The sequence below is a fragment of the Caulobacter mirabilis genome (assembly GCF_002749615.1).
GTDB classification, from domain to species: Bacteria; Pseudomonadota; Alphaproteobacteria; order Caulobacterales; family Caulobacteraceae; genus Caulobacter; species Caulobacter mirabilis.
On sequence record NZ_CP024201.1, the window covers coordinates 4,017,854 to 4,031,158 of the forward strand.

Genomic DNA, 13,305 nt, shown 5'->3' on the forward strand with positions numbered 1-13,305 from the left:
GCACGTTCAATGAACGCGATCGACACCACCGCTAGGACCGCTGGAGGGCGTGGCGCCGGCGGCGGTGGAGATCTCGCTCAGCGGGGCGCCGCCGTCCCCCCACGGTCGGTCGCACCAGTGCAGCGTTGAAATTCGAGACTACGCGCCTAGCGGCGCGGCCCCGTTTAGGAGGCGGGATCGATGAACCATATTCCGATGCGTATGAACGCCCCGGCCGTCCGGCCGCAAAAGATGACCCGCCGCGCCCTGGCCAAGCAGCAGACCCGCGAGAAGGTGCTGCAGTCCGCGCGGGACCTCTTCATCGAGCGCGGCTACGAAGGCGCCACGATCCGTGACATCGCCCGCGCCGCCGGCATGTCGACCGGCGCCGTGTTCGCCAGCTTCACCGACAAGACCGAACTGTTCGACGCCATCCTGAACGACGACTTCGCCGCCCTGCAGGATCCGATGCAGGACGCGCTGGTGAACGGCAAGACCACGCGCGAGGCGCTGGTCGGGATGTTCGGCGCCGCCTATCGCGCCCACGCCGACCAACTGCCGCTGATCCAGGCCGCGCTGGCCGCCTCCTGGACCCGCACCCCGGAGGCCGAGCGCCTGCGTCGCGAGTCGCTGCGACCGATCCGCGCGCTGGTCATCCAGGCCCTGGAACGCGGCGTCGAACACGGTGAACTCGCCGCTCGGGTCGATCTTCGCCTGGTCGCGGACATGCTGTGGGATCTGTATCTCGCCGGCTACCGTCCCGCGGCCTTCGACGGTCTGTCCGTCGAAAATCAAACCGAACGCCTGGCGCAGCGGATCGACGTGATCCTGGCCGCGCTCAAGGCCTGAGGCAAAAGCCGCGCCCCGGTCACCGGGGCGCGGCGGTCCGGGGGGACACAAGTTGGGCGTTCGCGAGACACAGAAGCTTGAGACGCGCCGCAAAGTGCTGGAAGCGGCGCGCGATCTCTTCAACGAGATCGGCTACGAGGAAACGACGATCCGCGCCATGGCCGAACGCGCCGGCGTGTCGGTCGGCAGCGTCTTCACCACCTTCGCCTCCAAGGCCGAGGTGCTCAGCCAGGTCATGGACGACCGCGTCGAGGCGCTCTACCGCGAGCTCGAGCACGTCGCCAAACATATGCGCGGATCGCTGGCCGACCGCCTGCGCTCGCTTTTCGCCATCCACTACGACTTCGAATGCCGCAGGGTGCGCCTGTTCCTGGCCCACATCTCGGCGTCGTTCAGCCCTTCGCTGGACAAGAACACCGTCCCCTACGGCCGCAACCCGCGCTTCAAGGACATGATCCTGCACATGCTGGCCGACGGCGTGAACAAGGGCGAGGTGCGCGCCGAGGCCGACCTGACCCTGGTGCTCGACACCCTGATGGCCGTCTACGCCTGGAACTATCGCCTGGCGGCCGCCCAGAACTCCGACGCCGGCCATATGACCTCGATCATGGATCGACAGATCAGCCTGATCTTCGACGGGCTGAAGCCGCGCTAACGGGCCTAGGATCCGGCCTAGGTTGGGGGCCCGGAATTTCAAAGCCTTAGCCCTTTTCCAGCCGGTCGTCCCGGCGAAGGCCGGGATCCAGATCATAGGGCTGTGCTTTGACGGAAGATCTCCCACCGCAGAGCCTGAAAGCTGGGTCCCGGCCTTCGCCGGGATGACCGGTGTAGATTCGCCCCTAGGCCCAATCGATCGCGCGGACAGCGGCGGCATAGCCGCGGCTGACCGGCGCGGTCAGGCCGCCGACCAGGACCAGGTCGCCGCGCCCTCGTCGCCACAGAGCCTCCTCCACCGCCGATCGCGCCACCCACCAGGATCTGTGCGTCTGCAGGCCGTCCATGGCTTCCAGCGCCTGCAAGGCGTCGGCGAACCGCATCAGCAGCAGCGCGTCGCCCGCATCGGTATGGACGCGCAGGTAGTGGTCCTCGGCCTGGACCGCCAGCAGGCGGGCCCGCGCCAGCCGGGGCGGCAGCTTCTCGCGCAGCAGGGGCGGCGGAGCGGCCTCGGGCGGCGTCGGAGCGGGCGTCGCCGGCCGCAGCGCTCGCCGGGCGGTCCAGGCCATCGCCACCAGCGGGATGCAGATGATGGTGACCTGCGGATAGAGCCGGACCAGGCTCTTGAACGAGGCGTGTCCGGAATACAGCGCCACCGCCGTAAACATCACGATCACCGTGGACGGCGCGGCCATGGCCAGGACCAGGACCGGCGCCCGTAGCCAGGGCCGGTTCGCCAGCAGCGGCCAGCGCTCCAGCCAGGGCTCGATGGCGCCGCCGCAGGCCCCGCCCGCCACCAGCACGAAGATCCAGTAGGCCAGCCGGCGATCCAGATCGATCTGGTCGCTGTCGAAGGCGCCGATCAGCGCCAGGAACAGGCCGATGAGCGCCAGCACCGAAAGCTCCGCCAACCCCAGATGGCCGACAAGCGGTCGGGTGAGGGCGGCGATCGCCGGGTGCTTCGCGCGCTGCGTCATGGGGCGATGAGTAGCCGACTTCGCGCCGACGCCAAGCCCCGTCCCCATTCGCGAAGCCGGCGGCGCCAACCGCGAAGAGGCCGTTGCCGAGGCCGGCTCGGGCTGGGAGCGGAAGGCCTCATCTCCTCCCGACGAGTTCCTTCATGCCCATCGTTCTCTCCCGTTCCGCCCAGGCCCTGGCCGCCCTTCTGGCCGTCGCCGTGGGGCTGTTCTCCTTCCGCTACCTGCTGCCCGAGATCCCGCTCGCCGCGCCGGACGTGGTCGCCAACCGCTTCGCCCACCTGGCTCTGCCGATACACGCCGGCCTCGGCGCGGCGGCGCTGATCCTGGGGCCGTTCCAGTTCATCAGACGGCGCGACGGCCGGCGCGCACGCTGGCACCGCCTGACGGGCGCGCTCTATATGGCCGCCTGCCTCGGCTCGGCGCCCGCGGGGCTGATTCTGGCGCTTGGCGCCACGGCGGGCCCGATCGCCACGGCCGGGTTCGGCCTGCTGGCGATCATCTGGTTCTGGGTCAACGCGCAGGGCCTGCGCGCGGCGCTGGCCGGGCGCTACGCCGAGCACGGCCGCTGGATGGTCCGCAGCTTCGCCCTGACCTTCGCGGCGGTCACCTTGCGCCTGTACCTGCCGCTGGGCGCCCTTCTGCCCGTGGCCAGCGTCGACGCCTATCGCGCCATCGCCTTCCTGGCCTGGGTTCCGAACCTGCTCGTCGCCGAGCTGTGGCTCAGTTCCCGTCTTCGAGCAGCCGCCGGGCGATGACCTGAGCCTGGATCTCGCCCGCGCCCTCGAAGATGTTGAGGATGCGGGCGTCGGCCAGCACGCGGCTGACCTCGTACTCCATGGCGAAGCCGTTGCCGCCGTGGATCTGCAGGGCGTTGTCGGCGGCCGCCCAGGCGACCCGCGCGGCGACCAGCTTGGCCATCCCGGCCTCCAGGTCGCAGCGCTTGCCCTCATCCTTCTGGCGGGCGGCGTAGTAGGTCAGCTGGCGCACGCCCATGATCTCGGCCGCCATCATCGCCAGCTTGTTGGCCACCCGAGGGAAGCCGAAGATCGGGCCGCCGAACTGCTTGCGGTCGAGGGCGTAGTTCAGCCCCAGCTCCAGTCCTCGCTGAGCCACGCCGATGGCGCGGGCGGCGGTCTGGATGCGGGCGCTCTCGAAGGTGGCCATCAGCTGCTTGAAGCCTTGCCCCTCGACGCCGCCGAGCAGGTTCTCCGCCGGGACGGTGAAGCCGTCGAAGCCGATCTCGTACTCCTTCATGCCGCGGTAGCCGATCACCCCGATCTCGCCGCCGCTCATGCCGGGGGTCGGGAACGGCTGGGCGTCGTCGCCGCGCAGCTTGGGCGCCAGCAGCATCGACAGGCCGCGGTAGTCGGCGGTGTCGGGATCGGTCCGGACCAGCAGCGTCATGACGTCGGCGCGGGCCGCGTGGGTGATCCAAGTCTTGGCGCCGGTCACCACGTACCGGTCGCCGTCGCGCACCGCCCGGGTGCGCAGGCTGCCCAGGTCCGAGCCCGTGTTGGGCTCGGTGAACACCGCCGTCGGCAGGATCTCGGCCGCGGCGATCTTGGGCAGCCAATAGTCCTTCTGTTCCGGCGTGCCGTTGGCCAGGATCAGCTCGCCGGCGATCTCCGACCGGGTGCCCAGCGAGCCGACGCCGATCCAGGCGCGGCTCAGCTCCTCGGACACCACGCACATGGCCGTCTTGCCCAGGCCCGCGCCGCCGTAGTCCTCCGGCAGGGTCAGGCCGAACACGCCCAGCTGGCCGAGCTCCTGCAGCAGCTCCAGCGGGATCAGTTCGTCCTTCAGGTGCCACTCATGAGCGTGCGGGACGACCTTCTCCTCGGCGAAGGCGTGGAACTGGTCGCGGATCATCTCGAAGACGTCGTCCAGGCCGGTGGCCTCGACCGTGGACTTTCCGCGCGCGTCGGCGATCAGCTGAGCGATCCGGGTCTTCACCGCCTGGCCGCCGCCGGTGGTCATCAGCGTGATCAGAGCCGGCGCGAACAGGCGGTTCATCACCTCGCGATCGGCGGTCAGGTCGGCCGGACGGATGATCTCGCCCTGATTCATCGGAATGCCGCCGACCAGCTGAGCGGCGTACTCGGCGAACAGCAGCTGGGCGAGCAGGGCCTCGGTCTCGCCGAACGCGCCGTCGGCGGTCAGGCGCTCGGCCCAGCCGGCGACCTGGTTCAGCAGCTCGGCGTAGGAGGCGTACCAGCCGTAGCCGTGCACGGCGTGTTGTTCGGCGTCGGCCCGCTTGCGGTCGATCTTGCCGCCGGCGGAGATCTTCGCCTTCACCGCCCCCTTGGCCTCGGCCACGAAGACCCCGGCGGCGTCGGCGGCCTCGCGCAGCAGCGGGACCAGTCCCGGCAGGACCAGGTCTTCGGCGGCGGACTGGGCGGCGGCGCTCATGGGCAGGACTCCCCGGATTATTGTTGCGTCGCACTATATTCGCTTCGCAGATGCACACAATCAGGCGACGCCGGGGAGGAATTTGCCTCACGCGCCCCGCCGCCTATGGTGACGGCCAGCATCATCACATCGCCCCGGGAGGCCCGCCTTGCTCGTCGTCCATCACCTCAACGAGTCGCGCTCCCAGCGCATCCTCTGGCTGCTGGAGGAGCTGGGCGTCCCGTACGATATCCGCTTCCACCAGCGCAACGCCGAGACCCGGCTGGCCCCGCCGGAGCTGATCGACATCCACCCCCTGGGCAAGTCGCCGGTGATCACCGATAACGGCCGGGTCGTGCACGAGTCCGGCGCGATCATCGACTACGTCATCCGGCGCCACGGCGACGGCCGCCTGGCGCCCGATCCGGCGAGCCCCGACTACGACGTCTATCAGCAGTGGCTCCACTACGCCGAGGGCAGCGCCATGCTGCCGCTGATGCTGTTCATGTACGTCGCCCGCCTGGGCGAGGCCGGCGCGCCGCTGCACCCCCGCATCGAGAGCGAGATCGCCAACCACATGTCCTTCGTCGAGGGGGCGCTGGAGGGGCGGGACTATCTGCTCGGCGCCAACCTGTCCGGCGCGGACATCCAGATGAGCTTCGTGCCCGAGGTGCTGAAGGCGTTCGGCAAGCTGGCCGCCTATCCGAACATGGCCGCCTGGATCGAGCGCCTGCACGCGCGGCCGGCGTGGAAGGCGGCCCTGGACAAAGGCGGGCCCTACGCGCTGGGGCGGTGAGGCGTTGGGGACATGCTCCCGCAGGGTGCGTGTCCCCCTACTTAGATGGCGGATCGACGGGGACACGCACCGCTTCGCGGAGCATGTCCCCGGCCTCCCCCTCACATCTCGTCCAGATAGCCGTCCAGGAAGTCGAATACGGTCGCCTTCAGCAGACCGTGCGGGATGGCGTTGAAATGGTCGCAGCCGGCCAGGGTCACCGCCTTGGCGCCGCGAATGACGTCGGCCAGCGCCTGCGGGTCGCCCGCGAGTTCATCGCGAGTCCCCGCCACGATCAGCGTCGGCGCGCGCACCGCCAGCAGGTCGTCGGCGGTAAAGCCGCGGGGCGGAGTCCGCGCCAGGGCGGCCAGGGCCAGGCGGTCCTCGCCCTGCTCGTCGGCGAACTGACGGAAGCTGCGCAACAGGGGCTCGGCGATCGCGGCGGGGTCATCGGCCTCCATCGCCTCGGCCGTGATGTCGCCCGGCGGCGGCGGCTCCAGCAGCCGCCCGCCGACGCCGCCCAGCACCAGGTAGCCGACCCGCTCATGGGCCTGCAGCGCCATAGCCAGCGCCAACCGCGCGCCCATCGAATAGCCGAACACGTTGGCCCACTCGACGCCGAGATGATCCAGCAGCCCGACGATGTCGCCGAGCATGAGGTCGCGGTCGTAGGCGGCCGGATCATGCGGCTTGCCGCTCTCGCCATGTCCACGCAGGTCGAGGGCGATCAGCCGCTGCCCCCGCTGGGCGAGCGCCGCATACCAGCCGGTCCGCTTCCAGCCCTCCTGCCGATTGGAGACGAAGCCGTGGATCAGGAGGAAGGGCGCCCCATCCGGAGGACCGATATCGTCATAGGCGATGACGACGCCGTCAGCGGCTGTGTACTCCGGCATCACGCCCCTCCTCGCCCGCCCGCGCGCTCGCGGCGCGGTTGACGGCCAGCCTGCCGTCACAGGCTCGGCGGTCAAGCCCAAACCGCCAGGTCAGCGCCTGGCGTCGATCCCGGCGATCCAGGCCTCGACGCCGGCGGTGTCCGACAGCGCGCCCTTCCATTCGTAGGCCGGAACGGCGGTGACGTTCGAGCCGCGCGCCCGGCCGCGATAGACCTTCATCGGCACGACGACCTTGGCCCGCATGCTCGGCAGGAACTGCTCCCGGACGTCCATGTAGAGGGTGTCCGCCGAGGTCTCCTGCCCGACCTGAACGCCGCCGAGGGCCTTGAGCAGATCCACGGCGTCGAGGCAGGCGGAGGCGCAGCCGTAGTCCGTCAGGATGTAGACCCGGGCCTTCATGGCCGTGACGGCGTCCTTCGGCGCCGCGGAGGCTTCGCCGCCGCCCTGGCGCCACAGCGCCTGCCCACGTGCGCGCGCGCCCTTCATGCCGTTCTCGAGCTCCTCGAACCAGGTCCTGAGGCGAGCATCGCTTACGAACTGCTCCCGATAGGCGGCGATGGCCTTGATGTTGTTCACGGAGGTCCGCCAGTCGACGCCCGTCGACCGCTCCGCCTTGGCGTCCACCCAAGCCTCGCCCCACAGGATGCGGGTGACGGCGGCGCTCCACTCCGATGAGCCGCCGTTGTTGCCGCGCAGATCGAAGACCACGACCTTCGACGCCCGGATCGCGTCCGCCTGGCTCTCGATCCTGGCCTGGAGCGCCGTCAGCGCCTTGCCGTCGTCGCTGGCGGGGTCGGATTCGAACGAGCCCCAACCGACCCAATAGCCGTCGGCCCCGTAGGCGCGGAGCTCGAGCGGCGCGAAGTAGCGCGGGCTGCGGGCGGCGGCGAACCCCTCGTCGCGCACCTCGGTCGGCAGGTCGCGCCAGGCCAACGGATAGGTCCGCTCGGCGCCGTCGACCTGGAAGACGCAACGCTCCGGTCGCCGGACGTAGGGGTTCATCTGGTCGACGAACAGGGACGAGGCGTAGGTCACCCGCCGCGACCGCAGGTTCCAGCGCCCCGCGCCCTTGCCGATGAAGTCGGCCGCGAAGGCGTCGGCCGGACGCCCGTCGCAGGAGGTCAGGACCGCCCCGACCGGCGGAGCGGCGGGATCTCGATTGAACGCCACGACATAGCGGCCGCCCTCAAGCGCGGTCAGGAACCCCGGCCAGCGCGAACGCCATGCATGCCCCATCGGGGCGTGTTCGTAGAGGGTGAGATGCCCGTCGTTGAACGAGGCCTGGTACTCGTTCAGGGCGAAGTACCAGTCCTCGTAGCGCTTGGCGGTCTTGGCCCGCTTCAGCGCCGTCGTCAGGCCGCCCTTCAGCACCGCCTTGAAGCCCGGGTTCTCGACGTCGACCGGGCCCGGATGCGACTCGGCGACGATGTCGTGGAAGGCGCGGGCGTCTTCCGCCAAGGCCTTCCCCCAGTCCGCCGGAGCCGGCGGGGGCGGGGCCGCGGCGGGCGGGGGCGTCTGCGCCAGCGAGGCCGACGCCAGGGCGCCGACAAGGGCGGCGGAAAGGACGGAAAGTCTGTGACGCGACATGGAACACCCCCTGCCCGGCCACCTTCGCAGGGCCGGGCAGGGGGCGCCACTTAATCCGCAGTAACGTCAGCCGAGCAGGTCGGGCGGGGTCGCTTCCGCGGCCAGGATGGCGACGGCCTCCTCGAGCGTGACCGTCTGCTGTTCCTGACTGCCCAGGCGGCGCAGGACGACCTTGCCCTCCTCGGCCTCCTTGCGGCCGACGACGGCGATGACCGGCACCTTGGCCACCGAGTGCTCGCGGATCTTGTAGTTGATCTTCTCGTTGCGAAGATCGGACTCGACCCGCAGGCCCGCCGCCGTCAGCGCGGCGACGACCGTCTCGCCATACGCGTTGGCGTCCGAGGTGATCGGCGCGACCACGGCCTGGACCGGAGCCAGCCACAGCGGGAACTTGCCGCCGTAGTTCTCGATCATGATGCCGATGAAGCGCTCAAAGCTGCCCAGGATCGCCCGGTGCAGCATGACCGGACGCTGCTTCGAGCCATCCTCGGCCACGTACTCGGCGCCCAGGCGCTCGGGCAGGACATAGTCGAGCTGCAGCGTGCCGCAGGTCCACTCCCGGCCGATGGCGTCCTTGACGATGAAGTCGAGCTTGGGCGCGTAGAAGGCGCCGTCGCCCTCGGCGATGATCGGCTCGACCCCGGCCTGGCGGGCGGCGTCGGCGAGCATGCCCTCGGCGCGATCCCAGAACTCGTCCGAGCCGGCGCGAATCTCAGGCCGCGTGGCCAGGGCGATGTACTTGGTCTCCATGCCGAGGTCGGCGTGGATCATCTTCGTCAGGCGGATGAACCGTTCCGTCTCGTCGACGATCTGGTCCTCGCGGCAGAAGATATGGGCGTCGTCCTGCGTGAAGGCGCGCACCCGCATCAGGCCGTGCAGGGCCCCGGACGGCTCGTAGCGGTGGCAGGCGCCGAACTCGGCCATGCGCACCGGCAGCTCCTTGTACGACCGCTGGCCGACGTTCCAGATCTGCACGTGACCCGGGCAGTTCATCGGCTTCAGGGAGAGGATTTCGCCCTCGACCGTCTCGCAGACGAACATGTTCGGGCGGTACTTCTCCCAGTGGCCCGAGTTCTCCCAGAAGGTCTTGTCGAGCACCTGCGGCGTCTTGACCTCTATGTAGCCGGCCGCCTTCAGGCGACGGCGCATGTAGGCTTCCAGCGTCTGCCACAGCGTCCAGCCCTTGGGGTGCCAGAACACCATGCCGCGGCCTTCCTCCTGCATGTGGAAGAGGTCCATGGCGCGGCCCAGCTTGCGGTGGTCGCGCTTCTCGGCCTCCTCCAGGCGCGTCAGATAGGCCTGAAGGTCGGCGTCATTGGCCCAGGCCGTGCCGTAGATGCGCTGCAGCTGGGCGTTGTTCTGGTCGCCGCGCCAGTAGGCGCCGGCCAGCTTCATCAGCTTGAAGGCCTTGCCCACCGCCTTGGTCGACGGCAGGTGCGGACCGCGGCACAGGTCCGCCCAATTGCCTTGGCGATAGAGGGTTACGTCCTCGCCGACCGGGATGCTCTCGATGATCTCGGCCTTGTAGTCCTCGCCGATCGACTTGAAGTGGGCGATGGCCTCGTCGCGGGCCCAGACCTCGCGCGTGATCTTCTCGTCGCGGTCGACGATCTCGGCCATGCGCTTCTCGATCGCGGCGAAGTCGTCCGTGCTGAACGGCTCATCGCGGGCGAAGTCGTAGTAGAAACCGTCCTCGACGTTCGGGCCGATCGTCACCTGGGTGCCGGGGAACAGCTCCTGCACCGCCTCGGCCAGGACGTGGGCCGTGTCGTGGCGGATCGTGTCGAGCGCGTCCGGATCGTCGCGGCCGACCAGCTCGATCCTGCCGCCATTCGGAAGCGGGCGGTCGTAGTCGAGCAACTGGCCGTCCAGGCGGACCAGCAGGGTGCGCTTGGCCAGCGAGGGCGAGATGGAGTTGGCGACGTCGCGGCCCGAGGAGCCCTCGGGAAACTGTCGGACGGAGCCGTCGGGAAACTGAAGATCGATCATGGCGTCGGTTCGCATTTTCGCGGCGGGACCGGATCATAGCCGGAGCCGCCGAAGGGATGGCATTTGCACAGGCGCTTCGTCGTCAGCCAGCCTCCGACGAGCGGTCCGTGCGTGATCAGGGCCTCGCGCGCGTAATCCGAACAGGTCGGAAGAAAGCGGCACTGGCGCCCGATCAACGGGGACAGCGTCAGCTTGTAGGCGCGGTGCGCCACTGTAACGCTGCGTTCGTAGAGGTTCATGCCGACGCTTGCGTGGGTGAACGAGTCCCGGCGCTTATCGGCGCGCCAGCGCGCGCGATCAAGCCGCGTCGGCGCCGCTAGTTCGCGTCGTGGCCAATTTGGACTGGGCCTGGCGGACGGCATCGACCGCGGCCTCGAACGCCAAAAGCGTCGAGGCGTAACGGGCGGGATAGTCCTTCACGGGCGCCAGCACGGCCAGATCCTCGAAACGGCCGACGGGCGCGGGCCCGCCGGATTTCAACATCGCTGCAAGCTGATCGCGCGCGGTTTCGATTTCGTCAAGGCTCGCGCCAAGGACGTGCCCGCCCAGCACCGACGCCGAAGCCTGGCCCAGAGCGCAGGCTTTGACGTCCTGGGCGAAGTCGGCGACCCGCCCCTCGGCGTCCAAAACCACGTCCACGACGATGCGGCTGCCGCACAGCTTGGCGTGCTTCTCCGACGAGCCCTGCGGCGCGTCGAGACGCCCGATCCGTGGAATGTTCGCGGTCAGGGTCAGGATCTTGGCGCTGTAGAGGTCGTCGATCATGAAGCCTTATGTAGCAACGGCATCGGGGACATGCACCCGTCGGGTGCGTGTCCCCGTATCCGGGGCTCACCGAGAAAGGGGGACATGCTCCCGCAGGGTGCGTGTCCCCGGCTGTTCTATTTCCCGCTGACCCGGCGCTCGTTCCAGACCGCCTCGGCCTTTTCCTTGAGCGCCATGTTCAGCGCCTCGAACCCCTGCAGGATCGGGTTGCGCATCCGGCCGACGTAGTAGCCGCCGAGCCAGCCGTCATAGATCTCGCCGTTGGAGAAGATGACGTTCTCCTCGCCCATCTTCTCCAGCTCCAGGAACCGCACGGTGGTGACCCAGCCGCGCAGCTCCTGCGTCCGCCAGTGGATGTGGTCGTACGGGGCCCAGTCGAGGATCACCGGGTTGATCGTCCGCACACTCTGCCCCGGCAACGCCAGGTCCAGGGTCCAGCGGTCGCCGATGCGGATCACGCCCTGGGCCTTGGGATAGATCGGGTTCCAGGCTTCCCAACCGGGAATGTCCGACAGGATGTCCCAGATCACGTCGTCCGGCGCGTTGATGCCGATCCGGCGTTCGAGTTTCGTGGCCATTTCAATACCGATCGTCCTCGCGAAGGCGGGGACCCAAGCCGAGCCTGAAACCGCTCAGGCGTTCAACGTGTCATACAGATCAAGCCACTGCGGATTCAACGCCTCGATGAGGCGGATTTTCCACGCGCGGTTCCATTTCTTGAGCTTTTGCTCCCGAGCCTTGGCGGCCTCCCGGGTATCGTGGACCTCGTACCAGACCAGACGGACCACTTCGTACTTCGCTGTGAAGCCCGAAAGTTGCTTCTCGCGATGCTGCCAAGCGCGCTTTGAGAGGCTTTCCGTGTGACCGACATACAGCGTGCCGTACGGCCCGCTGGCCATGATGTAGGTATAGAAGGCCACCCCCTCCCCCGAACGTTCCCGCGGAGGCGGGAACCCAAGCAGAAATTCAACCCGAGATCGAGTCGAGAAGCTGTCTCAGCTTGGATCCCCGCCTTCGCGGGGACACTCGGATTGAAGGGAGGACTGGAGGGAAGCCTACACCGGCTCCTTCAGCCGCCACGTCGCCCCTTCGGCCGAGTCCATCACCACCACGCCCATGGCGTCGAGTTCGCCGCGGATGCGGTCGGCCTCGGGCCAGTTCTTCTCGGCGCGGGCGGTCTTGCGGGCCTCCAGCAGGGCCTCGACCTTGGCGCGCAGGTCGTCGTCGGCGCCGCCGGCGAACCAGACGTCCGGATCGTCCTGCAGGAAGCCGAGCAGGTTGGCGCCGGCCAGCAGCGCGGCCTTGGCCGTCGCCTTGGCGTCGCCGTGGGCCGTCTCCAGCGTCTTGGCCAGGGCGTAGATCTCGGCGTAGGCCTTGGGCGTGTTCAGGTCGTCGGCCAGGGCCTCGACGACCCCTTCCGGGACGTCGGCCTCGTCGACCTCCAGACCCTTCACGCGCTGAAGGACGCCGTAGAGGTAGTCCAGGCTCTTGCGGCTCTGGCCGATCAGGTCCTCGGTCCAGTCCAGCGGCTGACGGTAGTGGCCGCTCAGCAGCGCCCAGCGGATCGCCTCGCCCGGCACCTTCTCCAGCAGTTCGTGCGGGATGACGACGTTGCCCAGGCTCTTGGACATCTTGACCCCCTCGATGTCGAGGAAGCCGTTGTGCATCCAGTAGCGGGCGTAGGTCGGCAGATCGTGCGCGCAGCGGCCCTGGGCCACTTCGTTCTCATGGTGCGGGAAGGTCAGGTCGATGCCGCCGCCGTGGATGTCGATCGGCAAACCCAGCTGGGCCTCGATCATCGCCGAGCACTCGATGTGCCAGCCAGGGCGGCCCGCGCCCCAGGGCGAGGCCCATTCCGGCTCGCCCGGCTTGGACGGCTTCCACAGCACGAAGTCGGCCGGGTGGCGCTTGTAGGGCGCGACCTCGACCCGGGCGCCGGCGATCATGTCGTCCAGCGGGCGGCCCGACAGCTGGCCGTAGTCGGGGAAGCTCTGGGTGTCGAACAGCACATGGCCTTCGGCCGCGTAGGCGCAGCCGCGCTCGATCAGGGCGCCGATCTGGGCCAGCATGGCGTCGATATGATCGGTCGCGTGCGGCGCCAGGGTCGGCGGCAGGGCCTTCAGCGCCGCGGCGTCCTGGTTGTAGGCGGCCAGATAGCGGTCGGTGATCACCTTGATCGGCACGCCCTCGTCGGCGGCCTTCTTGTTGATCTTGTCGTCCACGTCCGTGACGTTGCGCGCGTAGATCACCTGGGCGTCGCCGTAGACGTGGCGCAGCAGGCGGAACAGCGCGTCGAACACGACCACCGGCCGGAAGTTGCCGATATGGGCGTAGCCGTAGACCGTCGGCCCGCAGACATACATCGTCACCCGATCGGGATCGGCGGGAACGAAGGCCCGCTTTTCGCGGGTCATGGTGTCATGGAGCTTCAGAATCATTGTCACGT

At 68.9% G+C, this 13,305-nt stretch carries 14 protein-coding genes; 4 read left to right on the plus strand and 10 right to left on the minus strand.

Translation table 11 applies throughout. From position 1 onward, the window contains the following. The first annotated feature begins 180 nt into the window (after positions 1 to 180). Complete coding sequence (locus CSW64_RS19015; RefSeq protein ID WP_099623575.1) at positions 181 to 828, plus strand: TetR/AcrR family transcriptional regulator; 648 nt, start codon at positions 181 to 183, stop codon at positions 826 to 828. Positions 829 to 880: 52 nt separating this feature from the next. Further along, positions 881 to 1,483, plus strand: coding sequence for a TetR/AcrR family transcriptional regulator (locus CSW64_RS19020; RefSeq protein ID WP_099623576.1), 603 nt, complete (start codon positions 881 to 883; stop codon positions 1,481 to 1,483). A 184-nt stretch (positions 1,484 to 1,667) separates the two neighbouring features. Here CSW64_RS19020 and CSW64_RS19025 read toward each other — a convergent pair whose 3' ends face one another. Then, positions 1,668 to 2,459: a LytTR family DNA-binding domain-containing protein gene (locus CSW64_RS19025; RefSeq protein WP_172448628.1), complete on the minus strand. Its 792-nt coding sequence runs from the start codon at positions 2,457 to 2,459 to the stop codon at positions 1,668 to 1,670. Between the two features lie 143 nt (positions 2,460 to 2,602). On the opposite strand from CSW64_RS19025, the gene CSW64_RS19030 reads away from it, so the two are divergent. Next, positions 2,603 to 3,217 (plus strand): DUF2306 domain-containing protein, encoded by a 615-nt coding sequence (locus CSW64_RS19030; protein WP_099623578.1) that lies wholly within the window; start codon positions 2,603 to 2,605, stop codon positions 3,215 to 3,217. Here CSW64_RS19030 and CSW64_RS19035 read toward each other — a convergent pair. Continuing rightward, entirely contained in the window at positions 3,183 to 4,871 is a 1,689-nt protein-coding gene (locus CSW64_RS19035; RefSeq protein ID WP_099623579.1) for an acyl-CoA dehydrogenase family protein, read from the minus strand. The two genes, CSW64_RS19030 and CSW64_RS19035, sit on opposite strands and share 35 nt — an antisense overlap. Positions 4,872 to 5,019: 148 nt before the next feature. Here CSW64_RS19035 and CSW64_RS19040 point away from each other — a divergent pair, with 148 nt between their 5' ends. Beyond that, on the plus strand, positions 5,020 to 5,646 hold the full coding sequence (locus tag CSW64_RS19040) for a glutathione S-transferase family protein (RefSeq protein WP_099623580.1): 627 nt from the start codon (positions 5,020 to 5,022) through the stop codon (positions 5,644 to 5,646). 101 nt (positions 5,647 to 5,747) lie between these two features. Here the strand turns inward: CSW64_RS19040 and CSW64_RS19045 are convergent, their stop codons facing one another. The 8 genes from CSW64_RS19045 to cysS all read right to left on the minus strand — a co-directional run bounded on the left by CSW64_RS19045 (position 5,748) and on the right by cysS (position 13,297). Then, entirely contained in the window at positions 5,748 to 6,518 is a 771-nt protein-coding gene (locus tag CSW64_RS19045; protein WP_099623581.1) for an alpha/beta fold hydrolase, read from the minus strand. A 90-nt stretch (positions 6,519 to 6,608) separates the two neighbouring features. Beyond that, the gene (locus CSW64_RS19050; protein ID WP_099623582.1) at positions 6,609 to 8,105 is read right to left on the minus strand and encodes a S41 family peptidase; all 1,497 of its coding nucleotides are present in this window, start codon (positions 8,103 to 8,105) and stop codon (positions 6,609 to 6,611) included. Positions 8,106 to 8,171: 66 nt separating this feature from the next. Next, entirely contained in the window at positions 8,172 to 10,094 is a 1,923-nt protein-coding gene (gene thrS / locus CSW64_RS19055) for a threonine--tRNA ligase (protein WP_099624350.1), read from the minus strand. Then, positions 10,091 to 10,333 (minus strand): membrane protein insertion efficiency factor YidD, encoded by a 243-nt coding sequence (gene yidD, locus CSW64_RS19060; protein ID WP_099623583.1) that lies wholly within the window; start codon positions 10,331 to 10,333, stop codon positions 10,091 to 10,093. Before yidD ends, thrS begins: the two co-directional genes overlap by 4 nt. A 58-nt stretch (positions 10,334 to 10,391) precedes the next feature. After that, positions 10,392 to 10,859, minus strand: coding sequence for an iron-sulfur cluster assembly scaffold protein (locus CSW64_RS19065; protein ID WP_099623584.1), 468 nt, complete (start codon positions 10,857 to 10,859; stop codon positions 10,392 to 10,394). A gap of 116 nt (positions 10,860 to 10,975) precedes the next feature. Then, complete coding sequence (locus CSW64_RS19070) at positions 10,976 to 11,437, minus strand: SRPBCC domain-containing protein (protein WP_099623585.1); 462 nt, start codon at positions 11,435 to 11,437, stop codon at positions 10,976 to 10,978. A gap of 54 nt (positions 11,438 to 11,491) precedes the next feature. Next, complete coding sequence (locus tag CSW64_RS19075) at positions 11,492 to 11,779, minus strand: GIY-YIG nuclease family protein (RefSeq protein ID WP_245863769.1); 288 nt, start codon at positions 11,777 to 11,779, stop codon at positions 11,492 to 11,494. Between the two features lie 135 nt (positions 11,780 to 11,914). Continuing rightward, positions 11,915 to 13,297, minus strand: coding sequence for a cysteine--tRNA ligase (gene cysS, locus CSW64_RS19080; RefSeq protein ID WP_099623586.1), 1,383 nt, complete (start codon positions 13,295 to 13,297; stop codon positions 11,915 to 11,917). Positions 13,298 to 13,305 lie beyond the last annotated feature (8 nt).

Excerpts from the sequence above, each read along its gene's own strand:
- CSW64_RS19015 (WP_099623575.1), top strand. The coding sequence starts at position 181 with ATGAACCATATTCCGATGCGTATGAACGCCCCGGCCGTCCGGCCGCAA.
- CSW64_RS19025 (WP_172448628.1), bottom strand. The coding sequence starts at position 2,459 with ATGACGCAGCGCGCGAAGCACCCGGCGATCGCCGCCCTCACCCGACCG.
- CSW64_RS19030 (WP_099623578.1), top strand. The coding sequence starts at position 2,603 with ATGCCCATCGTTCTCTCCCGTTCCGCCCAGGCCCTGGCCGCCCTTCTG.
- CSW64_RS19035 (WP_099623579.1), bottom strand. The coding sequence starts at position 4,871 with ATGAGCGCCGCCGCCCAGTCCGCCGCCGAAGACCTGGTCCTGCCGGGA.
- CSW64_RS19045 (WP_099623581.1), bottom strand. The coding sequence starts at position 6,518 with ATGCCGGAGTACACAGCCGCTGACGGCGTCGTCATCGCCTATGACGAT.
- CSW64_RS19050 (WP_099623582.1), bottom strand. The coding sequence starts at position 8,105 with ATGTCGCGTCACAGACTTTCCGTCCTTTCCGCCGCCCTTGTCGGCGCC.
- thrS (WP_099624350.1), bottom strand. The coding sequence starts at position 10,094 with ATGATCGATCTTCAGTTTCCCGACGGCTCCGTCCGACAGTTTCCCGAG.
- yidD (WP_099623583.1), bottom strand. The coding sequence starts at position 10,333 with ATGAACCTCTACGAACGCAGCGTTACAGTGGCGCACCGCGCCTACAAG.
- CSW64_RS19065 (WP_099623584.1), bottom strand. The coding sequence starts at position 10,859 with ATGATCGACGACCTCTACAGCGCCAAGATCCTGACCCTGACCGCGAAC.
- CSW64_RS19070 (WP_099623585.1), bottom strand. The coding sequence starts at position 11,437 with ATGGCCACGAAACTCGAACGCCGGATCGGCATCAACGCGCCGGACGAC.
- cysS (WP_099623586.1), bottom strand. The coding sequence starts at position 13,297 with ATGATTCTGAAGCTCCATGACACCATGACCCGCGAAAAGCGGGCCTTC.